General features: G+C 62.4%; 20 protein-coding genes and 1 tRNA gene. 8 read left to right on the top strand and 13 right to left on the bottom strand.

Going from position 1 to position 22,615, the window contains the following annotated elements:
* Positions 1–193: 193 nt before the first annotated feature.
* Positions 194–4,918: a glutamate synthase large subunit gene (gltB, locus tag AMK05_RS19230; RefSeq protein WP_171899805.1), complete on the bottom strand. Its 4,725-nt coding sequence runs from the start codon at positions 4,916–4,918 to the stop codon at positions 194–196.
* Positions 4,919–5,459: 541 nt separating this feature from the next.
* Here gltB and AMK05_RS19235 point away from each other — a divergent pair.
* Complete coding sequence (locus tag AMK05_RS19235) at positions 5,460–6,512, top strand: threonine aldolase family protein (protein WP_064840703.1); 1,053 nt, start codon at positions 5,460–5,462, stop codon at positions 6,510–6,512.
* 13 nt (positions 6,513–6,525) lie between these two features.
* Here the strand turns inward: AMK05_RS19235 and AMK05_RS19240 are convergent, their stop codons facing one another.
* On the bottom strand, positions 6,526–7,380 hold the full coding sequence (locus AMK05_RS19240) for a LysR substrate-binding domain-containing protein (RefSeq protein WP_064840704.1): 855 nt from the start codon (positions 7,378–7,380) through the stop codon (positions 6,526–6,528).
* Positions 7,381–7,472: 92 nt separating this feature from the next.
* On the opposite strand from AMK05_RS19240, the gene AMK05_RS19245 reads away from it, so the two are divergent.
* On the top strand, positions 7,473–8,477 hold the full coding sequence (locus tag AMK05_RS19245; protein ID WP_064840705.1) for a bile acid:sodium symporter family protein: 1,005 nt from the start codon (positions 7,473–7,475) through the stop codon (positions 8,475–8,477).
* Positions 8,478–8,534: 57 nt separating this feature from the next.
* On the opposite strand, the gene AMK05_RS19250 is transcribed toward AMK05_RS19245, so the two are convergent.
* Positions 8,535–9,005 (bottom strand): Hsp20 family protein, encoded by a 471-nt coding sequence (locus AMK05_RS19250; RefSeq protein WP_064841446.1) that lies wholly within the window; start codon positions 9,003–9,005, stop codon positions 8,535–8,537.
* 425 nt (positions 9,006–9,430) lie between these two features.
* Between AMK05_RS19250 and AMK05_RS19255 the strand changes: the two genes are divergently transcribed.
* Positions 9,431–10,405 (top strand): alpha/beta fold hydrolase, encoded by a 975-nt coding sequence (locus tag AMK05_RS19255; protein WP_064840706.1) that lies wholly within the window; start codon positions 9,431–9,433, stop codon positions 10,403–10,405.
* Positions 10,406–10,432: 27 nt separating this feature from the next.
* Here AMK05_RS19255 and hisN read toward each other — a convergent pair whose 3' ends face one another.
* Both hisN and AMK05_RS19265 read right to left on the bottom strand, forming a co-directional pair.
* Entirely contained in the window at positions 10,433–11,206 is a 774-nt protein-coding gene (hisN, locus tag AMK05_RS19260) for a histidinol-phosphatase (RefSeq protein ID WP_064841447.1), read from the bottom strand.
* A 397-nt stretch (positions 11,207–11,603) separates the two neighbouring features.
* A complete protein-coding gene (locus AMK05_RS19265) occupies positions 11,604–12,485 on the bottom strand; it encodes an N-formylglutamate amidohydrolase (RefSeq protein WP_064840707.1) in 882 nt (293 codons plus the stop codon).
* Positions 12,486–12,672: 187 nt separating this feature from the next.
* On the opposite strand from AMK05_RS19265, the gene cpdR1 reads away from it, so the two are divergent.
* From cpdR1 to AMK05_RS19280, 3 genes are all read left to right on the top strand, one after another.
* On the top strand, positions 12,673–13,035 hold the full coding sequence (cpdR1, locus tag AMK05_RS19270) for a response regulator CpdR1 (protein ID WP_003542883.1): 363 nt from the start codon (positions 12,673–12,675) through the stop codon (positions 13,033–13,035).
* Positions 13,036–13,119: 84 nt separating this feature from the next.
* Positions 13,120–13,194: transfer RNA gene (locus AMK05_RS19275), tRNA-Val, on the top strand.
* 299 nt (positions 13,195–13,493) lie between these two features.
* Positions 13,494–14,003: a hypothetical protein gene (locus AMK05_RS19280; protein ID WP_064840708.1), complete on the top strand. Its 510-nt coding sequence runs from the start codon at positions 13,494–13,496 to the stop codon at positions 14,001–14,003.
* A 65-nt stretch (positions 14,004–14,068) separates the two neighbouring features.
* On the opposite strand, the gene AMK05_RS19285 is transcribed toward AMK05_RS19280, so the two are convergent.
* Complete coding sequence (locus tag AMK05_RS19285) at positions 14,069–14,791, bottom strand: hypothetical protein (protein WP_064841448.1); 723 nt, start codon at positions 14,789–14,791, stop codon at positions 14,069–14,071.
* A gap of 231 nt (positions 14,792–15,022) precedes the next feature.
* On the opposite strand from AMK05_RS19285, the gene AMK05_RS19290 reads away from it, so the two are divergent.
* Positions 15,023–15,535 carry an MgtC/SapB family protein gene (locus tag AMK05_RS19290; RefSeq protein ID WP_064840709.1) on the top strand — a complete coding sequence of 171 codons (513 nt, stop codon included), beginning with the start codon at positions 15,023–15,025 and terminating at the stop codon, positions 15,533–15,535.
* Between the two features lie 53 nt (positions 15,536–15,588).
* Here AMK05_RS19290 and AMK05_RS19295 read toward each other — a convergent pair whose 3' ends face one another.
* The gene (locus tag AMK05_RS19295) at positions 15,589–15,768 is read right to left on the bottom strand and encodes a hypothetical protein (protein WP_064840710.1); all 180 of its coding nucleotides are present in this window, start codon (positions 15,766–15,768) and stop codon (positions 15,589–15,591) included.
* 59 nt (positions 15,769–15,827) lie between these two features.
* Positions 15,828–16,073 carry a hypothetical protein gene (locus AMK05_RS19300; protein WP_064840711.1) on the bottom strand — a complete coding sequence of 82 codons (246 nt, stop codon included), beginning with the start codon at positions 16,071–16,073 and terminating at the stop codon, positions 15,828–15,830.
* 345 nt (positions 16,074–16,418) lie between these two features.
* Between AMK05_RS19300 and AMK05_RS19305 the strand changes: the two genes are divergently transcribed.
* Positions 16,419–17,510 (top strand): DUF475 domain-containing protein, encoded by a 1,092-nt coding sequence (locus AMK05_RS19305; protein ID WP_064840712.1) that lies wholly within the window; start codon positions 16,419–16,421, stop codon positions 17,508–17,510.
* A 164-nt stretch (positions 17,511–17,674) separates the two neighbouring features.
* Here the strand turns inward: AMK05_RS19305 and AMK05_RS35295 are convergent, their stop codons facing one another.
* From AMK05_RS35295 to AMK05_RS19325, 5 genes are all read right to left on the bottom strand, one after another.
* A complete protein-coding gene (locus tag AMK05_RS35295) occupies positions 17,675–17,845 on the bottom strand; it encodes a hypothetical protein (RefSeq protein ID WP_094447840.1) in 171 nt (56 codons plus the stop codon).
* A gap of 153 nt (positions 17,846–17,998) precedes the next feature.
* Positions 17,999–19,516 carry a tripartite tricarboxylate transporter permease gene (locus AMK05_RS19310; RefSeq protein ID WP_064841449.1) on the bottom strand — a complete coding sequence of 506 codons (1,518 nt, stop codon included), beginning with the start codon at positions 19,514–19,516 and terminating at the stop codon, positions 17,999–18,001.
* Positions 19,517–19,602: 86 nt separating this feature from the next.
* On the bottom strand, positions 19,603–20,094 hold the full coding sequence (locus AMK05_RS19315) for a tripartite tricarboxylate transporter TctB family protein (protein WP_064840713.1): 492 nt from the start codon (positions 20,092–20,094) through the stop codon (positions 19,603–19,605).
* Positions 20,091–21,035: a Bug family tripartite tricarboxylate transporter substrate binding protein gene (locus tag AMK05_RS19320; RefSeq protein WP_064840714.1), complete on the bottom strand. Its 945-nt coding sequence runs from the start codon at positions 21,033–21,035 to the stop codon at positions 20,091–20,093. Before AMK05_RS19320 ends, AMK05_RS19315 begins: the two co-directional genes overlap by 4 nt.
* 281 nt (positions 21,036–21,316) lie before the next feature.
* Complete coding sequence (locus AMK05_RS19325; protein ID WP_064840715.1) at positions 21,317–22,363, bottom strand: ABC transporter substrate-binding protein; 1,047 nt, start codon at positions 22,361–22,363, stop codon at positions 21,317–21,319.
* Positions 22,364–22,615 lie beyond the last annotated feature (252 nt).

The following is a 22,615-nucleotide window of genomic DNA, read 5'->3' on the forward strand; positions in this document are numbered from 1 at the left end:
CGCGGCCAATTGTCTGTCGTCAGTCCCGGCATTCCGGGCGGGTTGCTTCTCTTGACCGTCATTGGAACATATCCCCTGAAACTTCCGGGCGATCTCGACGGCCATCGGCCGCCGGCATGATCGTCACGGATCATCGAGACGTTTCCGATATTCGCCACCTGCAATCAGCCCGTGGCGAATATCCCGGTGCAAATCACTCGGCGGCGATGCCCATCCGGCTGCGCTCCATTTCCTCAAGCGCACGGCGGTATTCCACAGGCATGACCTTGCGGAATTTCGGACGGTAGTCGGCCCAGTGATCGAGGATCTGCTTGGCGCGGGTGGAGCCCGTATAGTGCAGATGGTTGGAAATCAGCTGGTAAAGGCGCTCCTCGTCATGACGGGTCATGTCGCCCGAGACGTCGACACGCCCCTTATGCATGAGATCCCCGCCGTGATGATGCAGCTTCTCCAGCATGTCGTCCTCCTCCGGCACCGGCTCGAGCTCGACCATCGCCATGTTGCAGCGGCTGGCGAAATCGCCGGTTTCATCGAGCACGTAGGCGACACCGCCGGACATGCCGGCCGCGAAGTTGCGGCCGGTGGCGCCGAGCACGACGACGACGCCGCCGGTCATGTATTCGCAGCCATGGTCGCCGACACCCTCGACGATGGCGATCGCTCCCGAGTTGCGGACGGCGAACCGTTCGCCCGCCACGCCGCGGAAGTAACATTCGCCCTCGGTTGCGCCATAAAGCACGGTGTTACCGACGATGATCGAGTTTTCGGCGACGATCCGCGAATTTTCCGGCGGCCGGATGATGATCTTGCCGCCCGAAAGTCCCTTGCCGACATAGTCGTTGCCGTCGCCGATCAGGTTGAAGGTGACGCCGCGCGCCAGGAAGGCGCCGAAGCTCTGACCCGCCGTGCCGCGCAGCGTGACATTGATCGTGTCTTCCTTCAGCCCGCGGTGGCGATAACGCTTGGCGACCTCGCCGGACAGCATCGCGCCTGCCGAACGGTCGACGTTCTTGATGTCGACCTCGAAGGCGACGGGCGTCTTGTCGGTCAGCGCCGGCTCGGCCTGCGCAATCAGCGCGCGGTCGAGAATATCGTCGATCGGGTGCTGCTGCCGGCTCGTCCAGAAAGTCTCTTCCTTGGCGGCATCGACCTTGTGGAATATGCGGCTGAAGTCGAGCCCCTTGGCCTTCCAATGCGCCAGCATCTCGTCCTTCTCCAGCAGCTCCGAGGCGCCGATGATCTCGTCGAGCCGGGTGAACCCGAGCGAAGCGAGGATTTCGCGCACTTCGTTGGCAACGAAGAAGAAGTAGTTGATGACGTGCTCCGGCGTGCCCTTGAAGCGCTTGCGCAGCACCGGATCCTGGGTTGCCACGCCGACCGGACAGGTGTTGAGATGGCACTTGCGCATCATGATGCAGCCGGCCGCAATTAGCGGCGCGGTGGCGAAGCCGAATTCGTCGGCGCCGAGCAGCGCCCCGATGATGACATCGCGGCCGGTCTTCAGGCCGCCGTCCACCTGCAGTGCAATACGCGACCGCAGGCCGTTCAGCACTAGCGTCTGCTGGGTTTCGGCAAGGCCGATTTCCCACGGGCTGCCGGCATGCTTGAGCGAGGTCAGCGGCGACGCACCGGTGCCGCCGTCGAAGCCGGCGACCGTGATATGGTCGGCGCGCGCCTTGGCGACGCCGGCGGCAACCGTGCCGACGCCGACTTCGGAGACCAGCTTGACCGAGACATCGGAGGTCGGGTTGACGTTCTTCAGATCGTAGATCAGCTGCGCCAGATCCTCGATCGAATAGATGTCGTGGTGCGGCGGCGGCGAGATCAGGCCGACACCCGGCGTCGAGTGACGGGTCTTGGCGACCGTCGCATCGACCTTGTGACCGGGCAGCTGGCCGCCCTCGCCGGGCTTGGCGCCCTGCGCCACCTTGATTTGCAGCACATCGGCATTGACCAGATATTCGGTCGTGACCCCGAAGCGGCCCGACGCGATCTGCTTGATCGCCGAACGTTCCGGGTTGCTCGAACCATCGGAGAGCGGCATGTAGCGGTCGGATTCCTCGCCGCCCTCACCGGTGTTCGACTTGCCGCCGATCCTGTTCATGGCGATCGCCAGCGTCGTATGCGCCTCGCGGGAGATCGAGCCGAAGGACATCGCCCCGGTCGAGAACCGCCTGACGATATCGGCCGCCGGCTCGACCTCGTCGATCGACACCGGCTTGCGGCCGAGCGCCTCGGCGCTCTTGATGTTGAACAGCCCGCGGATCGTGTTCATCCGCAGCGCCGAATCGTTGACCATCTCGGAGAATTCGCGGTAGCGGTCCTCGGCATTGCCGCGAACGGCGTGCTGCAGGGCGGCAACCGCATCCGGCGTCCAGGCATGGCTTTCGCCGCGCATGCGGTAGGCATATTCGCCGCCGATATCGAGCGTCGTGGCCAGCAGCGGATCGGTGCCGAAGGCCGCGTTATGGCGCGCGACGGTCTCTTCGGCGATCGCCTCGAGGCCGATGCCTTCGATCATCGTCGCGGTGCCGAAGAAATACTTGTCGACGAGTTCCGACGACAGGCCGATCGCATCGAAGATCTGCGCGCCGCAATAGGACTGATAGGTCGAAATGCCCATTTTCGACATGACCTTGAGGATGCCTTTGCCGACCGCCTTGATGTAACGGTAGACGACTTCCGAGGCGTCCACTTCCTTGGGGAATTCGCCCTTGGCATGCATGTCGAGCAGCGTGTCGAAGGCAAGATAGGGGTTGATCGCCTCGGCGCCGTAGCCGGCGAGCAAGCAGAAGTGATGGACCTCGCGCGGTTCGCCGGTCTCGACGACCAGACCGACCGAGGTGCGAAGCCCCTTGCGGATCAGGTGATGGTGCACGGCGGCTGTCGCCAGCAGCGCCGGAATGGCGATTCGATCAGGCCCGATCTGGCGGTCGGAGAGCACGATGATGTTGTAGCCGCCCTTGACGGCCGCTTCCGCGCGCTCGCAGAGCCGGTCGAGCATTTCGGGCATGCCGGCAGCACCCCGCTCGATATCATAGGTGAAATCGAGCGTCTTGGTGTCGAAGCGGTCCTCCGTATGGCCGATCGAGCGGATCTTTTCGAGATCGCCGTTGGTCAGGATCGGCTGGCGCACTTCGAGGCGCTTGGCGTTCGCCATGCCTTCGTGGTCGAGGATGTTCGGGCGCGGGCCGATGAAGGAGACCAGGCTCATGACCAGCTCTTCGCGGATCGGATCGATCGGCGGGTTCGTCACCTGGGCGAAGTTCTGTTTAAAATAGGTGTAAAGCAGCTTCGGCTTTTCCGACATCGCCGAGATCGGCGTGTCCGTGCCCATCGAGCCGATCGCCTCCTGGCCCGTCGTCGCCATCGGCGACATCAGGATGCGGGTGTCTTCGAGCGTGTAGCCGAAGGCCTGCTGGCGGTCGAGCAGCGACACGTCGCGGCGCAGCGCCCGCGGCTCCACCGGCTTCAGCTCTTCGAGGATCAGCTGGGTGCGGCCGAGCCAGCTGCGATAGGGATGCGCCGTCGCAAGCTTCGACTTCACCTCGTCGTCGGAGATGATACGGCCTTCTTCCATGTCGATCAGCAGCATCTTGCCCGGCTGCAGACGCCACTTCTGGATGATCCTCTCCTCCGGAACCGGCAGCACGCCGGCTTCGGACGCCATGATGACGCGGTCGTCGTCGGTCACGAGGTATCGCGCCGGCCGCAGGCCGTTGCGGTCGAGCGTCGCGCCGATCTGCTTGCCGTCGGTGAAGGCAACGGCAGCCGGCCCGTCCCAGGGCTCCATCAGGGCGGCGTGATATTCGTAGAAGGCCTTGCGTTCCGGAGCCATCGACTGGTTGCCGGCCCAGGCCTCCGGGATCAGCATCATGACGGCATGCGCCATCGAATAGCCGCCGCGCACTAGGAATTCGAGCGCATTGTCGAAGCAGGCGGTGTCCGACTGTCCCTCATAGGAAATCGGCCAGAGCTTGGAGATGTCTTCGCCGAACAGCGGCGAGGAGACCGAGGCCTGGCGCGCCGCCATCCAGTTGACGTTGCCGCGCAGCGTGTTGATTTCGCCGTTATGGGCGACCATGCGGTAGGGATGGGCGAGCTTCCACGACGGGAAGGTGTTGGTCGAGAAACGCTGATGCACCAGCGCGACCGCGCTTTCGAAACGCGGGTCCGCCAAGTCCTTATAATAGGCGCCAACCTGATAGGCCAGGAACATACCCTTGTAGACCACCGTCGCCGACGACAGCGACACCGGATAGAAATTGCTCTCCTCGCCATCGAATTCGTCATAGATGCGGTTGGAGATCACCTTGCGCAGCGTGAACAGCCGGCGCTCGAACTCGTCGTTGTTTTCGGCATCCTCGCCGGCGCCGATGAAGACCTGCACATGGTGCGGCTCGGTCGCGGCAATTGCCGGCGCCTTGGACAGCGAGGAATTATCGACCGGCACGTCACGAAAGCCGATCAGGACCTGGCCTTCCTCCTCAATGACGTCCTTGATCACCTTCTTGAAGTGCTCGATCTGCTTTTCATCGCGCGGCATGAAGATATGGCCGACGCCATATTCGCCAGCCGGCGGCAGGGTGATGCCCTGCGCGGCCATTTCTTCGCGGAAGAAACGGTCGGGGATCTGCACCAGGATGCCGGCGCCGTCGCCCATCAGCGGATCGGCGCCGACGGCGCCGCGATGCGTCAGGTTCTCGAGAATGAAGAGGCCGTCCTTGACGATCTGGTGCGACTTCTCGCCCTTCATATGCGCGACGAAGCCGACACCGCAGGCATCATGTTCGTTGCGGGGATCGTAAAGGCCCTGTTTCTTCGGCAGGCCGGAGGCGGATTTGGACGTATTGGCCGTCGCGCGCACCTCTGCAGCAGCGAACCGGTCAAATTCCATGGATGGCGTCTTCGTCATCATCTTTCCTCCTGTCGAAGCCCGCGGGGCCGCGGGCGGTTTTTCGTCGCGCGCCGCAACCCGAAGATAGGTTCGGCGCATGACAGCGCTGTTGCATTGTGAAGATCGGCCGCAGACATCTGCTTATAAGGAAAGCAAACCGTCGCGTTCCGCGCCTGCCATTCGCCTCCGCGCGCCACCCGTCCTGGGGCTTGGCGCTCGAAAGAACTATAGCGTGAAAGCCCGCCTGTTCCAGGGCTTTTGGCGCCTCTTCGGCCGCAAGTGCCAAAATAGGACAGCAACACTGTCCTAATTCATCTGCTCTATGCCAGAAAGCATTTGGCTTCGCAAGAGCGCCATGTCGAAAATCGTCATTTTGCGAAGGAAGATTACCAAATAAGTCGCAATCGCGAAATAAAATTACGTCAACACGGCTTATTTTATTTATTGATTGCGCCGTTCGCTTTTCGTGATGGATTATCGGCAATAGCCTTGATCCCGTGAAGGATTGACGTAATCTCCGCTGCGAACCTCCCAATCTGTTTCACTCCCCACGGTCTCCGCTATGTTCTTTGCATCCGACAATTGGGCCGGCGCCCACAGATCCATTGCCGAACGCCTGCTGGCGGAGTCGGCTGGTTTTGCCCCGGCCTATGGCGCCGGCGATCTTGACAAAAAAGTCGAGGCCCGCTTCTGCGAGATCTTCGAACGCGAGGTTTCCGTCTTCTTCGTCGCCACCGGCACGGCCGCCAATTCCCTGTCGCTGGCAAGCGTCCAACGCCCTGGCGGCATTACTTTCTGCCATTCCGAGGCGCATGTGATCGAGGATGAATGCGGCGCGCCGGAGTTCTTCTCCGGCTCCGCCCGCCTCGTCGCCGTCGACGGCGAGGCCGGCAAGATCGATCCGGCGAAACTTTCGGCGAAGATCGCAAACTTTCCCGAGGACGCCCTCCGTCACGGACGCGCCAGCGCGGTGACCATCACCCAGACAACCGAGATCGGCACCGTCTATTCCCTGCCGGAAATCGGCGAGATCGCCGCCATCGCCGGAAAGCGCAACTTGCCGCTCCATATGGACGGCGCCCGCTTCGCCAACGCGCTGGTCGCCCTTGGTGCTACACCGGCCGAAATGACCTGGAAACGCGGCGTCGACATGCTGTCCTTCGGCGGCACCAAGAACGGCTGCTGGTGTGCTGAGGCGATCGTTTTTTTCGATCCGGAGCGGGCGCGCGACATGCCCTTCATCCGCAAGCGCGCCGCCCAACTCTTTTCCAAATCGCGTTTCATCGCCGCCCAGTTCGATGCCTATTTCGAAAACGGCCTCTGGCTCGATCTTGCCCGCCACGCAAACGGCATGGCGGACCGCATGCGCGCCGGCATCGGCGCCAGCAACGCCGCCCGCCTTGCCTGGCCGACCGCTTCCAACGAAGTCTTTGCCGTGGTCAGCAAACATGCGGCAAAAACCGCCGAGGAAAGAGGCGCTAAATTCTACGAATGGCCGGTGCCGGCGGCAGCGCCCGAACTGGTGTCCAAAAACGAAATCCTGATCCGGCTCGTCACCAGCTTCGCGACGACGGAAGCGGATGTGGATGGTTTCCTGAAGTGCCTGGCTTCCTGACTACGGCAATCACTCACGCCGACTTCAGCCGCCGCACCTTCTGCAGGATATCGTCCGACAGGGCGGCGACCAGCGCCTGGTCCGCCCCCTTGCGCGGCACCAGCACGAATTCCACTTCCTCCAGCAGCGGAAGTTTTGACGCGGCGATCTCCTTCAGCCCTGAAGGCGCCATGCTGCGCGGCTGCACCAGCACGCCCATCCCGGCCCGCGCAGCCGCGGTCAACCCGCTGAGACTCCCGCAGGTGCAGACGATCCGCCACGCCACACCATTTCGCGCCAGCGCTTCTAGGGCGATCGCCCGGGTGACGCTCGGCGGCGGAAAGGCGATCAGCGGCAAAGGTCCGGAGGCCAGCACACGCTCCGGATCGCGCGCCAGCCAGACGAGCGGCTCGCGATAGACCAGCTTTCCGCGGGCATCGCCGAGCCGGCGCTTGGCAAGCACCAGATCGATTTCGCCATTGTCCTGCATCTCGTAGAGCACGCCGGAGAGCGCCACCGTCAGCTCCAGGTCGACGGAAGGGTGCGAGCGAACGAAATCCTCCAGCACCGCCGGCAACTGGCTGGTGACGAAATCTTCCGACACGCCGAGCCGCAGGCTGCCGCGCAGGCTGTTGCTGCGAAACAACGACTGCACCTGCCCCTCGATCGAAAGCATGCTGCGCGCATGCGACAGTAGCGCCTCGCCATCGCCGGTCAGTATGACCTTATGCGTGTCCCGCGCCAGGAGCTTGCGCCCGAGTGCCGCCTCCAGCCGCTGGATGTGCTGACTGACGGTCGACTGGCCAAGGCCGAGGCTTTCGGCGGCGAGCGTAAAACTGCCCATCTGCTCGACAGCGACAAAACTGCGTAATTGTGAAAGATCCAGCATTTTAATCCAGTTTCTTAATAACTGTTATTCCTTGCATCGTGGATCATAATGGAAGACAAAACAATTCAAATTTATCAAGCCGCGAGATCGCCATGCGCCGCCTTCTGCCCGATACCTTCACGACCCTGCTGGTCTGCACCGTCATTCTCGCCTCGCTGCTGCCGGCGAGCGGCGCATTCGCAGGTTATTTCGGCATCGCCACCGATCTTGCCATCGCGCTGCTGTTCTTCCTGCATGGCGCCCGCCTCTCGCGCGACGTCGTGATTGCAGGCCTGCTGCACTGGCGCCTGCATCTCGCCATCCTGCTGACGACCTTCGGCATCTTCCCGCTACTTGGTCTCGGCCTCGGCTTCATCCCCGACACGATCCTGCCGCAGCCGCTCTATCTCGGCATTCTCTTCCTCTGCGTGCTGCCGTCGACGGTGCAGTCGTCGATCGCCTTCACCTCGATGGCCGGCGGCAATGTGCCTGCCGCCATCTGCTCGGCCTCGGCCTCCAACATCTTCGGCATGTTCCTGACGCCGCTGCTCGTCGGCCTGCTGTTTTCCGTCGGCGGCCATGGCGGCTTCTCCTTCGACGCGCTGCAGCAGATCCTGCTGCAACTGCTCGCCCCCTTCATCGTCGGCCAGATCCTGCAGCCCTGGATCGGCGACTGGATCCGCGCCAAGAAGAAAATCCTCATGCCTGTCGATCGCGGCTCGATCCTGATGGTGGTCTATCTCGCCTTCTCGACGGCGGTCGTCGAGGGACTGTGGCACACCTTCTCGCTCGCCGATATCGCCGTCGTCATCGTCGCCGATATGCTTCTTCTGGGCATCGTGCTGGTGTTGACCATGTTCGGCAGCCGCTGGCTCGGCTTCGGCAAGGCCGACGAGATCACCATCACTTTCTGCGGCTCGAAGAAGAGCCTTGCAAGCGGCGTGCCGATGGCAAACGTCATCTTCGCTGGCCAGTCGATCGGCGCCATCGTGCTGCCGCTGATGCTGTTCCACCAGATCCAGCTGATGGTCTGCGCCGTTATCGCCCAGAAATACGCCGCCACGGCGGCCCGCCGCGCAACCAAAAAGGAAATAGACGAAGCCGCCAGCCCGGCCTGAGTCACAAACGGCGCCCCGATCGGAGCGCCGTTCATTTTTCCCGTTAAGGGAAAGTGATCAGTCGTTGATGACCTGCGCCTCGATGGCCTTCGGAGCCTCGACCGGCTCTGCGGCAATCGTAATCTTCCGGGGCTTCATGGCCTCGGGAATGTTGCGCAGAAGGTCGATGTGCAGCAGGCCGTTCTTCAGCGAAGCGGCAGTCACCTCGACATGGTCGGCAAGCTGGAAGCGGCGCTCGAAGGCGCGCTTGGCAATGCCGCGGTAGAGGAATTCGCCGCTCTCGGCAGGTTCCTCGCTCTTTTCACCTTTGACGGACAGGACATGGGCATGGGCTTCGATCGAAAGTTCGGTCTCGTCGAAACCGGCGACCGCCATGGTGATCCGGTAGGTATTGTCACCGGTGCGCTCGATATTATAGGGCGGATACGTCTGGGCCTGCTCCGGCTGGGCAAGGCTGTCGAGCATGGTGAAGAGCCGGTCGAAACCGACGGTCGAGCGATAAAGGGGAGAGAAGTCTACGTGACGCATGATGTCCTCCTGTGGAAGCGACGTGTTGCGATAAAATGCCCCTGAAACCCCATCTTTGGCGGCCTCGGGACGGTTGCGCGGGCCCTCTTCGGCACCCGCAGCAAGGAGATGGTGATGGGATTTGACGAGTTCAAGACCCTTCCGAAATCGCCCGACCGGGCCCGTGAACCCCGCATGAACGGCCGGTTCGGAGGGCATTCACACGCATCCGCCTAGAGATTGCAGCGTCGGGTGAATCTGGTCCCGATGGCTGAAGTGCATCGTCCCTTCTTCTTCAGCCTCAAACTCGGCCGGCTGTGAGCACCCTCATGCTCCTGCCGGCCCTTTTCGTTGCTTTACAGCCTTGCAGGGTCGCCGCTTTCCAAGCCGGATGCCATGCGCTATCCCTGATGCGAAGCAGTCAGCAGCGGTGCATTGGCAAAGTCATGGATCAGGTTCTCTATTCGACGCCCGACAATCCCGCCCCGGAAAACCGCACGGAAGGGTTCTTCGAAACTCATGACGGCCACCGGCTGCGCTACGCCGTTTTCCGCTCAGGCGCCCAGGTCGCCAAGGGCACGGTGGTCATCCTGCATGGCCGCAACGAATATATCGAGAAATATTTCGAGACGATCCGCGACCTGACGGCCAAAGGCCTCTGGGTCGCCACCTTCGATATGCGCGGCCAGGGCGGTTCTGGACGGCTCCTGAAGCGCCGCAACCACGGCCACATCCGCCGCTTCGTCGATTACGAGCGTGATCTCGACACCTTCCTCGAAAAGGTGGTGCTGCCGGATACCCGCCTGCCCTTCTACCTGCTCGCCCACTCCACCGGCGGGCTGATCGCGCTCTCGGCCGCGCCCTATCTTACCACCCGTATCGATCGCATGGTGCTGTCGGCGCCCTTCATTGGCCTGACCGGCCAGTCGGCCTCGCCCCGCGTCATCCGCACCCTGGCCGGCACGTTGACCGCAATCGGACTTGGTTCCTTGCCGCTGACCTCGAAACTGAAGGAGCCGGATTTCCGCGACAACCCGCTGACCTCGGACGAAACCCGCTTCGAGCGCAATGTCGCGATGATGGAAGCCCATCCGGAGCTGACGCTCGGGCCGCCGACGGCCCGCTGGCTGACCGAGGCTTTTCGCACGATGGACCGGGTCACGTCGCCCTACCATCTCTTCTCGATCACCATCCCGACCATCGTCATCGCCCCGACGCGTGACGGCGTTGTGCCCTACACGGCGCAGGAGCGGCTCTCGCGTTATTTCCGCGCCGGCCAGCTGGTGCCGATCAACGGCGCCCGCCACGAGATCTTCCAGGAACGGGATACCTATCGCGCCGCCGCCCTTGCCGCCTTCCACGCCTTCATTCCCGGCAGCGACGCCGAAGAAAACCAGGACGTCGCCGCCCTCGGCACCTGAGCCGGATCAGCGAAGCTGACCGGAGGATCAACGCTGCAGGATGGCGATCGCCTGATCGTAGACCGCCCGGCTGCCGGCGGCGATGATCGAGCCGCCGTTTTCGGGCCGTCCGCCGTCCCATGTGGTGATGATGCCGCCCGCCCCTTCGATGACGGGAATGATGCCGCCGACATCATAGGGCTTCAGGCTGTTTTCCACGACGAGATCGATATGGCCGGCGGCAAGTAGCGCATAGGCGTAGCAGTCGCAGCCGTAGCGGAAGAGCCGCACCTGGCTCTCGATCTCGCGGTATTTCTCCATCTCCGCGCCGGCGAAGAGATGCGGCGAGGTGGTGAATAAGATAGCGTTGGAAAGCCCGTCGCATGGGCGCGTCGCCAGCCGCCGCTCACCCTCCGGCCCGCTATAGATCGAGCCGTTCTGGTCGGCGAAATAGCGCTCGCCGGTAAAAGGCTGCTCGATCATGCCCATGATCGCCCGCCCTTCTTTCTGCAGGCCGATCAGCGTTCCCCACACCGGCAGGCCGGAGATGAAGGCGCGCGTGCCGTCGATCGGATCGATCACCCAGACGTAGTCGCGGTCGAGCCCGACATTGCCGTGCTCCTCGCCGAGAATGCCGTGATCGGGAAAATTCTCCTCGATCAGCGCCCGGATGGCGAGTTCGGCCGCCCGGTCGCCCTCGGTCACCGGATCGAAACCGGAAGAAAGCTTGTTGGTGATATCGAGGCCGGAGCGGAAGCGCGACAGCGTCTCCGCCTTGGCGGCCTCCGCCAGACGGTTGAAGAACGAGCGATCAGGAAGCATGGTCGATCCATTTGCTGGCGGGGAGTGGGCTTTCATAGCGAAAAGCGGCAGGAATGCAAACGCTGGCGGCTGAAGCATGTCGCGCAAAAGGGTGCAGCGGTTTTCCCCAGGCAAAGCGCGAAGCGCTTTTGGCGCAACGACATATGCAAAAACAAAGGGCTAAAGGGCGAGGAGCAAAGCTGAAAGGTCGCGACGCGCCAGCTCGCCTGCCCAAAGATGTCGCAGCGCAATATATTGCTTGACATTTGTGCAACGCAATAGTAGCGTCCTTAGTACAGTCTTCTGACTGTAAATACCCTCCTTGGGTGTTTCCTCCCTAGACTTAGCCGCGCTTACAGCGCGGTTTTTTTTGGCCGGCAAGACTGGGGCCAAACGTCACCGAAATCGAAATGCAGATTTATTCGGCAGCCAGCGCCCGGTCGCCGGCGAATTTCTCGACATAATCCGCCATCTGCTGCATGAAAACCGTGACCGCCTCGGCCACTGCGGCGAAGTCGGCGCGTTTTTCCAGCGTTACCTCGTCGACATAGATCGCCCGGTTCACTTCGATCTGCAGCGCATGCAGCCCGCGGGAGGGCCGGCCGTAATGTTCGGTGATGAAGCCGCCGGCATAAGGCTTGTTGCGGATCGCCGCAAAGCCCATTTCCTCGAGGATGGCGATGGCGGCGCGCGAAAGTTCGGCCGAAGCGCTGGTGCCGTAACGATCGCCGATGATGAAATCCGGCCGCGCGGTGCTGCCGGCGACGCGCACATTGCCGGGCATCGAATGGCAGTCGATCAGCACCCCGAAACCGAACTGCACATGCGTTCGCGCGATCAGCCGCCGGAGCGTCGCATGATAGGGCTTGTAGACCGCTTCGACCCGATCCAGCCCCTCCTGCACCGGCAGCCGCCGCGCATAGATCTCCATGTTCTCGGCGACGATGCGCGGAATGGTGCCGAGCCCGCCGGCGACCCGGAGCGAATTGACATTGGCATAGGGCGGCAGCAGTCCGTCGAACATCCGCGGGTCGAGCTCGTAGGGCTCGCGATTGACGTCGAGATAGGCGCGCGGAAAGTTGGCCGCCAGCAGCGGTGCGCCGAGTGCCACGGCCGAGCCGAACAGCTCGTCGACATAATGATCCTCGGAACGGCGGATGGCGATGCCTTCGAGCCTGGACTGCGCGATAAATTCCGGTGGATAAATACGGCCGCTATGAGGGGAGTTGTAGACGAAGGGAATGGTCTGCGACACGGGCTCATGAACCTCAAAAAGCTCGTATTCGCGTATCTCCGGCACTTTCGGCCCTCTTTACCATGTCATGAACTGACTGCTTTGCCCATGTTGCCAGTTGCCCGGCCCCAAGTCCATACTATGTAGACGGGATGGCGGTCGCGCACAGGCAATTCACCGGTTGTTTACCGGGTAAAGACTAGTGTAAACCCCGGGCACCCACCAAAAACTTATTGATCAGCGGTCTGGATTGATGACTCAGAAGATACTTCTCGCAGAAGACGACAACGACATGCGCCGCTTCCTGGTGAAAGCGCTCGAAAAGGCCGGTTACAAGGTCCTTTCCTATGACAATGGCGCCAGTGCCTATGACCGGCTGCGCGAGGAGCCGTTTTCTCTGCTGCTGACCGATATCGTCATGCCCGAGATGGACGGCATCGAGCTGGCGCGCCGCGCCACCGAACTCGACCCCGACCTGAAGGTGATGTTCATCACCGGTTTTGCCGCCGTGGCGCTGAACCCTGATTCGAAGGCGCCGAAGGATGCCAAGGTCCTTTCCAAGCCATTTCACCTGCGCGACCTCGTCGACGAGGTCAACAAAATGCTTGCCGCATAAGGCTTGCTGGGCGGCGCGTCACAAAACTGCAAAAAGCCTATTGACGGCTCCAAAGGTTTTGTGATCTATGCGCCGCCATCGGATGGGCGTGTAGCTCAGCGGGAGAGCACTACGTTGACATCGTAGGGGTCACAGGTTCAATCCCTGTCACGCCCACCATCCGATCTCCCTGACATCGTTGATAAATCCCCGCCACGGGGATTTTCGAATTCTTGAGACCGGAACGCCTCCCAAATCCGGCCCGTTGCAGTGCAAGAGGCTTGCGGGTAAAGAGCCCGGACATGATCCGGGTCGGCTTCAATTGGCTGTGGGACTCACCTTTCGCTCATCCGCCACCGATCGCTGACCCAGCCTGGCAGTCGATGAAATCTTAGTGCCGTTGCCGACAGAGCCAAATTCGGACACAGAACCATGCCATGGCGAATCGAGGCTGAGGTCGTGATTCGCCTCGCCAGGACATGGGGTTCGAGATGGAAATGAAATTACCTACGCTTGTCGCCGCCGCACTTTCCACTGCCTTTGCCTTGCCGGCCTTCGCCGCGCCGGCGTCTCCGCCTGAGACCTTTCCGGGCGCACTCGGCGTCATTACCCTTTCCGGCAAATGCGCCAAGCTGGTTGTCGCCAAGTTCGACGCCACCAAGGGCTGCAAGAACGAGCTTGCCAGCGTCACGCTGGCCAATGGCGTGGTGACCTTCATCTTCACCTCGGACGGCAAGGCGCTCGGCTTTCAGGGCGACGGCAGCGGCATCAAGCCCGCTTCCAACGGCAATGCCCGCCTGCCGCTCAGCCTCGTCACCACCGGTGTCGGCAACAAGATGACCGGAGAGGTCAAAGTCGCCGGCTTCTGCACCTTCGGAAATCCCTATGCCGGCAAGCCGATCGCGATCGAATGCACGGCCGAAAGCAAGGATTCCTCCTTTACCGGCAGCTTCCGCACCGGCGGCAAGCTAGTGAAGAAAGGTAAATAGCAAGAAGCTCCGGCAGACTGCGCCAGAGCTTTGCGGCTATGCTTCGCTGAAAAAGCCGGATGCCGTCAGGCGCACCAGGCGCCGCCGGCAGCCCCCGGCTTACGCGCCAGCCCCTCATTGATCAGTTGCGCGCCGAAGGAGCGCCCGTCACGCGAGACGACGCGCGGCGCGCCTGAAGGCTCGGCTTTGCCCGCGGCATTCATCGTGAACGGTCCGGCGTTCAGGAGCCCCAGCAGCCGCGACTTGGCGGCAAAGGCCACCCGGCGTTCGCCGTCGCAACGCGCCTGGTCGACGGCGGGGCTTGCCATGTCGGCGATCACGATCTTCTCGCCCTTGTACCAGAAGACGCCGCCGTCGCCGACACAGTTGATATGCGCGCCTTGGCCGCAATAACCGAAGGCGACCGTCCCGCTTTCCGGAGCGGCAGGGGAAACCGGGGACGGCGCCGCCTTGACCGGCTGGATCGTCGGCGTCGGGATCGTCGCCGGCGGCAGCAACTGCGATTGTTTCACCGGCGGTGCCGCTTTCGGCGTGGGTGCGGCAAGTGCTACCTGCTTCGGCGGCACATCCTTCCGGAAAGGCCCCGGCTCCGCTGCGTCCCGTGCGATCGGCGCCGATTGCCGTGGGAGCATCGGCTCGATGCTCTTCCAATGGTCGTGGGCGACGATACCGCCGATCGCGGCAATGCCGATCACCGCCCAGGGCAACAATCCGCCACCGCTGCTGCGCGTTTTGCTCTTTCCTCTCGCCGGCGCCCTGCGGCGGCCGCGTGTCGCTGTCTTGGCCATCTGTCCGATTCCCGTGAGGCCGCAATTATCGCCGCCCAATCCTTTCTGAAAGGTTGGCGCGGCGACAGGATGATGCCGGTTTCACCGATCTGTGCCTCGAGTGTCGCGCAGGCATCGGCCGTCAGTGGAGATGCCCGTGGGGCAATCCGCACGCACCGGTGAAAAAAGCCGAACAAATCTAGCGCTCACACGTTAGCCAGCGAAAAATTCATATGCGGTAGGAAAAAATCCATGGAACTGATCATCGCCGACATGATACCGGCGTCGCGCATTCATTATCCCGTCATCTTCGCCCGCCTGCTCGGCGCCATTGTCTTCGGCGGGCTGATCGGCTTCGAGCGTGAGGCACGCGACCGCCCGGCAGGCTTCCGCACCCATATTCTGATCAGTCTTGCCGCGGCCCTCTTTGCCATCATTTCGATCGAAGCGGTGCACATGCCGGGTTTTGCCGATGATGAGCAGGTACGGATCGATCCGCTGCGTGTCATCGAAGCCGTGACCGCCGGCGTCGCTTTCCTTGCCGCCGGCATGATTGTTTTTGCCAGAGGCCGGGTGCACGGGCTGACGACGGGGGCCGGCATGTGGCTTTCCGGCGCGATCGGCCTTGCCATGGGCTTCGGTTATTGGCCGATCGCCTTCTTCACGACGCTGGCCGCCATCTGCGTGCTCTTTGCCTTCGGTAAGCTCGAACGACGGCTCGGCTACAATTCCGGGCAGCGTGTCGATGAGGATAAACCTCGATAAGGCGAAACGCCCGGCATAATGCCCGGCGTCCGTATCAGCGTGACGGCCGGTGCTCATTCCGAGCGTGTGGCCGAAGGATCGCTTTTCCCAACCGATGCCTTGGCGCCGATGGACGGGGCGAGCGGCTTTTGGCCTTTTCCGATATCGATGCGCTCGTCCGCCGCCTCGCGTGCGGCCTGCCATTCATTTTCGTGCCGGATGAAGATCTCGCGGGGCACAAAGTTGATCGTCATATATTTCTCACCTGTTCGAATTGATCGTCGACGCGCCAAAGACGCATGCGGAATGCCGGTTATTTCTTGCTCGCCGCATTGCCCTTGAAGTCGGCGCCCTTGATGTCTGGGCCACCCTTGGAAAGATCGGCGCCGGTGACGTGGGCGGGCACGTGAATGTCGTGATAGACGCCGGGCGTCAGCGTCAGGTCGACATGATGCGGCGGCAGCACCTGCGCCTTCTGCATGCGGTTCGGCTTCGCCCGCTTCATGCGGTCGGACGCCTCTGTGCGTTTGTCGGGAACATGGGTCGAAGTGTGCATCATCGGCCTCCTTTTCAGCTCAACCAGGGTCTAACGGGCAGGCACCGGGATGGTTCCAAAAAAACACTTCATTTCCGTGCGGCCGCCGGACTTGACTGGCCGGGGAAGTTGATTAACTAAGGCCTGTCCCGCAGCCTTCCAGACATCGGCTACGGGTAATTTGGTGCCGGGCCCCTCTGGCGAGAGTTTTTACGGCGCTCTCGTGATGTCGGTACCGCCTGCAGCTTAGCCGGCGGATTTTTCATCGATGAACAAGCTCAACATGCCTTATCCGCATGCCCGTTGTGGCATGCCGCGTTTCTCACTCTCCACTCTCTCCACCACGATTTGCGGCCGCGAGGTGCGGCCATGAACCAGCCCGCGACCCACCATTCCTCGCTCAGCTATTTCCGCTGGGCCTTCATCGTCACCGCTCTCGGCCTTATTCTCGGCGCCGTGCTCGGCTGGCAGACGACAGGCACGATCGGCGGCATGGCGACGGTCTTCTTCATCTGCACAGTGCTTGCGGTGCTGGAGATTTCGCTGTCCTTCGACAATGCCATCGTCAACGCCAACAAGCTGAAGGAGATGACGCCGGTCTGGCAGAAGCGCTTCCTCACCTGGGGCATCATCATCGCCGTCTTCGGCATGCGCATCGTCTTTCCGCTGGCGATCGTTGCGATCGCGGCGCGGATCGGCCCCTGGGACGCGCTTGTGCTCGCCGCCCGTGAGCCGGAAGAATATGCCCGCATCATGAATGACGCGCATCTGCCGATCGCAGCCTTCGGCGGCACCTTCCTGATGATGGTCGGCCTCAGCTATTTCTTCGACAATGAGAAGAAAATCCACTGGTTCCGCGGCCTGGAAAAGGTCATGGCGCGCTCGGCCACCATCAGGGGCATCGAGATCGCTTTCGTGCTGTCGCTGATGCTTGTTTTCTCCTGGCTGATCGGCGGCGAGGAAGCGAGCATCTTCGTCCATTGCGCCATATACGGGCTGCTCACCTTCCTCGCGGTCGAGGTGGTTGGTGAACTGCTCGATGCGTCGCAGCAGACGATGAGCGCTGCCGCCAAGGGCGGCCTCGGCGCCTTCATCTATCTCGAGGTGCTGGATGCCAGCTTCTCCTTCGACGGCGTCATCGGCGCCTTCGCCTTGACGCAGAACCTCTTCGTCATCGCGATCGGCCTCGGCATCGGCGCCATGTATGTGCGCTCGATGACCATCATGCTGGTGGAGAAGGGAACGCTTGCCGAATATCGCTACCTCGAGCACGGCGCCTTCTACGCCATCCTGATCCTCTCGGTGATCATGTATGCGCAGACCCTGGTGCACATCCCCGAAGTGATCACCGGTCTCGGCGGCGCGACGCTGATCGGCCTGTCGCTCTGGTCGTCGATCCGCCACAACAAGCGCGAGCGGCTGGAAGATCACGCCGCCCGGCAGGACGAGCTCCACGCCTGACGATGACAATGCATGCCGCCCGGAGCTGAACAGCGGTTCCGGGTCGACATGCGCAAACGAAGACCAAGGCCGCAGCGCTGCCCTTGAGGCACCGTCTTTCGGACAAAATAAAGCCCGCGACCAACCAGTTGCGGGCTAATTCATTCATGCATGACTTGAAGGTCTTAGCGGGAGACCTGACCGAAGGAGGTCGGGTCGATGCCGAGTTCCCTCAGATCGCGGGCCTGCGGCCGGCGACCGGCTTCAACTGCGGCGCTGACCGCATTTGCGGCGCCCAGCACGGCAAATGCGCGGCCAAAGAAACCTGTGCGGACTGACTTGCGGATGGCGGACATTGTCCATTTCCTCTTGTTTTGATTGACCGCCTGTAGATGGCGTCGCGCACATACCTCCACAATGACCAGAAAATCACCGCAGCCATGCAAAAAGAAGAGGCCGGCGCATGTTTTCCATGGGCCGGCCCGTGAGGGAGGGGTAATGTCGTCTTTTTAGTCTTCGTTTGCCGCCAGCTGCGACAGCACCTGGCCGCGGCCGCGAATCCGCAGGATCAGCGGGATGAGAAAGGCCGCCGCTGCAACGATCAGCAGACCTGCCGCAATCGGCGACATCACCAGCGTCGTGACGTCGCCCTGGCTGATCGCCAGCGCGCGGCGAAGCTGCTGCTCGGCAAGCGGCCCGAGAATCAGGCCGACAACCGTCGGCGCAATCGGATAGCCGAAGAGCCGCATCACGTAACCGAGCAGGCCAAAGGCGAGCAGCATGCCGAGCTCGAACACCGATGGGTTGGCGCCGATCGTCCCGAGCGTCGCAAACAGCAGAATGCCGGCATAGAGCCACGGCTTCGGGATCGTCAGCAGCTTTACCCAGAGCCCGATCATCGGCAGGTTCAAGACCAGCAGCATTGCATTGGCGATGAGCAGGCTGGCGATCAGACCCCAGACAAGCTGCGGATTGGTGGCAAACAGCAGCGGCCCCGGCTGCAAGCCGTATTGCTGGAAGCCGGCAAGCATGATCGCCGCCGTCGCCGTCGTCGGCAAGCCGAGTGTCAGAAGCGGCACCAGCGTGCCGGCGGCCGAGGCGTTATTGGCAGCCTCTGGACCGGCCACGCCTTCGATCGCACCATGGCCGAACTCCTCGGGGTTCTTGGCCAGCCGCTTTTCGGTGGCATAGGAGAGGAAGGTTCCGATTTCGGCGCCGCCCGCCGGCATCGCGCCGATCGGAAAGCCGATCAGCGTGCCGCGCAGCCAGGGCTTCCACGAACGCGACCAGTCCTGCGCCGTCATCCACAGCGAACCCTTGACCGCCTCGACCTTCTCGGCGATCCGGTTGCCCTGCGCGGCGATATAGAGCGTCTCGCCGATCGCAAACATCGCCACCGCAAGCGTCGTCACCTCGACACCGTCGAGCAGGTCGGGAATGCCGAAGGAAAGCCGCGCCTGCCCCGTCTGCTGGTCGATGCCGACCATGGCGAGCGCGAAACCGATGAACAGCGAGGTCAGGCCCCTGAGGGCTGAATCGCCGAAGGCCGAGGAGACGGTGACGAAGGCCAGCGCCATCAGCGCGAAATATTCGCGCGGCCCGAAAACCAGCGCCAGCTTGACGATATAGGGCGCGATGAAGGCAAGCCCGAGCGTCGCAATCAGGCCGGCGACGAAGGAGCCGATCGCCGCTGTCGCCAGCGCCGGCCCGCCGCGCCCGGCGCGCGCCATCTTGTTGCCCTCGAGCGCAGTGACGATCGAGGCGCTTTCACCCGGCGTATTGAGCAGGATCGAGGTGGTCGAACCGCCGTACATGCCGCCGTAATAGATGCCGGCGAACATGATCAGCGAGCCGCCGGGATCGAGTTTGTAGGTGACGGGCAACAGCAGCGCCACGGTGAGCGCCGGGCCGATGCCGGGCAGCACGCCGACCGCAGTGCCGAGTGTGACGCCGACCAGCGCATAAACCAGGTTCATCGGCTGCATCGCAACCAGGATACCCTGCCATAGGAATTCGAATGTGCTCATCTTGGTGTCCCAAGCGGCGTTCCAGACCATGCGATCGGGTCAGGCGCCGCGTAAAATCAAAAGAGCTGACAGCGCGTCGCGCGCGGTCAGAAGAACAGATGTTCGAGCGGCCCGGCCGGCAGCGTCAGCTGCAGCAGCTGCGAGAAGATCGCCCAGACGACGAAGCTGAGGAGGATGCCGAGCGGCAGCGAGATCCAGAGCTTGCGTTTGCCGAAACCGCGTGCCGTCAGCGCAAAGAGGATGCCGGTGGCGATCGAGAAGCCGGCGACGCGCAGGAGCAGCATCTGGCCGGCAAGACCGGCAACGATCCAGACGACCGGCGCCACTTCCTGCTGATCGCGCTCCGGAAACTCGCCGCGCCAGGCTTCGGCGGCGGTCCAGATCCCGAGACAGAAGAGGCCGAACGCCACCACCTCAGGCACGGTCGCCGGGCCGATGCGGTCGTATTGGGCGATCGTTTTCAGATGCGAGGCATCCCAGGCCATCACGCCGGCGATGACGAAGAGGAAAACGGCAATGATGAACGCCGCCCAATCAGGGCGGCGTGTCGTTGCCGAGGAGGTGTTATCCTCGCTCATTGAACAAGTCCGATATCTTTGAGAATGCCTTCGGTGGCGGAGACATCCTTCTCGAGCTGCGCCTTGAAGGCGTCGCCGGACAGATAGGTGTCGGCCCAGCCCTTGGTCTTCAGCGTTTCCTGCCAGGTCGCCGAGCTATGCAGCTTCTCGAAATCGGCGGTGACGCTTGCCACCTGTTCTGCCGAGAGGCCCGGGGCTGCGGCCACCATGCGCCAGTTCTGGATGGTGACGTCGGTGCCGGCTTCCTTCAGCGTCGGGGCATCGACGCCGTCGATGCGCTTGTCGCTGGAGACGGCGAGAAGCCGGAGCGTGCCGGATTTCACCTGCGATTCGAACTCGCTGTAGCTCGAGACGCCGGCCGTGACCTGGCCGCCGAGAATGGCGGCGAGCGCTTCACCGCCGCCGGAGAAGGCGACATAGTTGATCTTGGTCGGATCGACCCCGGAGGCCTTGGCGATCAGGCCGACCGTGATGTGGTCGGTACCGCCGGCCGAACCGCCGCCCCAGGAAACCGCGCCCGGATCCTTCTTCAGCGCTGCAACCAGATCGGCCATGGTCTTGATCTCAGAAGAGGCAGGAACGACGACGGCTTCATATTCGCCGGTCAGACGGGCGATCGGCGTGACGTCCTTGAGTGTCACTGGCGACTTGTTGGTGAGGATTGCGCCGACCATGACATAGCCGCCGACGATCAGCGAATTCGGATTGCCGGCAGCCTGGCTGCTGAACTGCGCCAGGCCGATGGTGCCGCCGGCGCCGGGCACGTTCTGAACCTGGACGTTGCCGGAGATCTTCTCCTGCTGCAGCGCTGTCTGCAGCGAACGGGCCGTCTGGTCCCAGCCGCCGCCGGGCGCAGCCGGCGCGATGATGGTGTAGTCGGCCGCATAGGCCGGCAGCGCGATGGTCGCGGCAAGAAGGGTTGCGATGAAAGTATGCTTCACGATGTGTCCTCCGTGGGCGGCTGAGCGAACCGCCTGTTATTCTCTGGGAATCGGAAGGAATGGCCGGCAGCGGACGTGATTGTCCTGATGACGAGCAGAATACCTCCCAAGGCTTCAGCTCTCCGCCTCCACGGAGAAGAAGTAGCCAAAGCCACCACAACAAGCTGTCATTTAGCTGACATCGGCGAGATATCCAGGAGAAGAGGCCACTTTTTTGCCGTAATTGCCGGGCGCCGGCCCAAACCGGGTCCTATGTGTGGACCGGCCGAAAGCTGACGCCTTCACTGCGCCCGCAGAACCTCGTTCCAGTGCGCGATCAGCCGCGCCCGTTTCACCTGGTCGAGATAGACCATCAGCCCGGGGCTGACCGGCACCGGCCGCAGTTGGGCGCCGAGCAGTTCCTGCAGCGTATTGGCGGTATTTTCTCCCGCCACCTCGGGGCTGACGGCCGGGATTTGCAGCTCGCGCGCCATGATCGTCTGCCCTTCCCTCGACATGAAAAAGGTCAGATAACGCCGGCCGAGTTCCGGCTCGGCAGCCGCCTGCGGCACCAGCCCGATCCGCGACATCACCACGGTATAATCCTTCGGCAGCACGATGCCGACATCCGGATATCGCGACGCCCAGTCGGCCGCATAGGAGCCGAGAATATTGTAGCCGAGCACGAAGCGCCCGTCGGCAACTCGCTCCAGGATCGCAGAACTCGTCGAATAGAGCTTGACGCCGGCAGCCCCCATCGCTCCGATCACCGACCAGATATCGCCGAACTGCTCCTGGTCGCGCGCCATGAACAGAAAACCGACGCCGGAGCGCTCGATGTCGTAAGTGCCGATCCGCCCATAGACCTCGTTGCCCTTGCGCTTCAGGTAATCGACGAATTCCGCCCGCGAGCGCGGCACCGGCTCATGCACGAAGCTCGGCTTGTGGTAGACGAACACCGCCGGCTCGAAGGTCAGCGCATAGGCGGTGTTGCGCCAGTTCGCCCATTTCGGCCATGCGGCACTCATCGGCAGGTTGCTGACCTGCGCATATCCGTCGTTGGAGAGCTTCACCTGCAGGTCCATCGCCGAGGAAAAGGCAAAATCCGCCGTCTTCTTGCCGGCATCCGTCTCCCTGACGATCCGGTCGTAGATATCGCCGGTCAGCATGTCCTCGTATTTGACCGCGACATCGGGATTGGCTTCCTGGAAACCTCGGATCATCGGCTGCGCCAACGGCTCGTCGAGCGAGGAATAGACCGTCAGCACCGGCGCATCTGCATTGCCCGATTTCGCCGCATAGAAGGCTTGATCGGCCAGCGCAAAGCCCGGCCAGAACGCCAGCAGCACGATGAAAACTCTCCTCATACAGCAACAATGCCTCAGCATGCCGGGAGGAGCAAGGGCGCTGGAACTAGGCGATGACCCACTCCATCAGCGCATTTTGTGCGTGCAACAGAAAGGCCTTGGCGGCGCCACTTTGGCAGCGCAAATTCAGGGGCTGCGGAGGTTCGACTTAAGCTCCCAAACCGATCGACGGCCACTTTTTCCAATACCCATCCCGAAGCATCGCCTGAAGCACATCACTCCGCTTTCTCCGAT

The sequence above is a fragment of the Rhizobium sp. N324 genome (assembly GCF_001664485.1).
Lineage (GTDB): Bacteria > Pseudomonadota > Alphaproteobacteria > Rhizobiales > Rhizobiaceae > Rhizobium.

Excerpts from the sequence above, each read along its gene's own strand:
- gltB (WP_171899805.1), bottom strand. The coding sequence starts at position 4,918 with ATGATGACGAAGACGCCATCCATGGAATTTGACCGGTTCGCTGCTGCA.
- AMK05_RS19235 (WP_064840703.1), top strand. The coding sequence starts at position 5,460 with ATGTTCTTTGCATCCGACAATTGGGCCGGCGCCCACAGATCCATTGCC.
- AMK05_RS19240 (WP_064840704.1), bottom strand. The coding sequence starts at position 7,380 with ATGCTGGATCTTTCACAATTACGCAGTTTTGTCGCTGTCGAGCAGATG.
- AMK05_RS19245 (WP_064840705.1), top strand. The coding sequence starts at position 7,473 with ATGCGCCGCCTTCTGCCCGATACCTTCACGACCCTGCTGGTCTGCACC.
- AMK05_RS19250 (WP_064841446.1), bottom strand. The coding sequence starts at position 9,005 with ATGCGTCACGTAGACTTCTCTCCCCTTTATCGCTCGACCGTCGGTTTC.
- AMK05_RS19255 (WP_064840706.1), top strand. The coding sequence starts at position 9,431 with ATGGATCAGGTTCTCTATTCGACGCCCGACAATCCCGCCCCGGAAAAC.
- hisN (WP_064841447.1), bottom strand. The coding sequence starts at position 11,206 with ATGCTTCCTGATCGCTCGTTCTTCAACCGTCTGGCGGAGGCCGCCAAG.
- cpdR1 (WP_003542883.1), top strand. The coding sequence starts at position 12,673 with ATGACTCAGAAGATACTTCTCGCAGAAGACGACAACGACATGCGCCGC.
- AMK05_RS19280 (WP_064840708.1), top strand. The coding sequence starts at position 13,494 with ATGGGGTTCGAGATGGAAATGAAATTACCTACGCTTGTCGCCGCCGCA.
- AMK05_RS19285 (WP_064841448.1), bottom strand. The coding sequence starts at position 14,791 with ATGGCCAAGACAGCGACACGCGGCCGCCGCAGGGCGCCGGCGAGAGGA.
- AMK05_RS19290 (WP_064840709.1), top strand. The coding sequence starts at position 15,023 with ATGGAACTGATCATCGCCGACATGATACCGGCGTCGCGCATTCATTAT.
- AMK05_RS19295 (WP_064840710.1), bottom strand. The coding sequence starts at position 15,768 with ATGACGATCAACTTTGTGCCCCGCGAGATCTTCATCCGGCACGAAAAT.
- AMK05_RS19300 (WP_064840711.1), bottom strand. The coding sequence starts at position 16,073 with ATGATGCACACTTCGACCCATGTTCCCGACAAACGCACAGAGGCGTCC.
- AMK05_RS19305 (WP_064840712.1), top strand. The coding sequence starts at position 16,419 with ATGAACCAGCCCGCGACCCACCATTCCTCGCTCAGCTATTTCCGCTGG.
- AMK05_RS35295 (WP_094447840.1), bottom strand. The coding sequence starts at position 17,845 with ATGTCCGCCATCCGCAAGTCAGTCCGCACAGGTTTCTTTGGCCGCGCA.
- AMK05_RS19310 (WP_064841449.1), bottom strand. The coding sequence starts at position 19,516 with ATGAGCACATTCGAATTCCTATGGCAGGGTATCCTGGTTGCGATGCAG.
- AMK05_RS19315 (WP_064840713.1), bottom strand. The coding sequence starts at position 20,094 with ATGAGCGAGGATAACACCTCCTCGGCAACGACACGCCGCCCTGATTGG.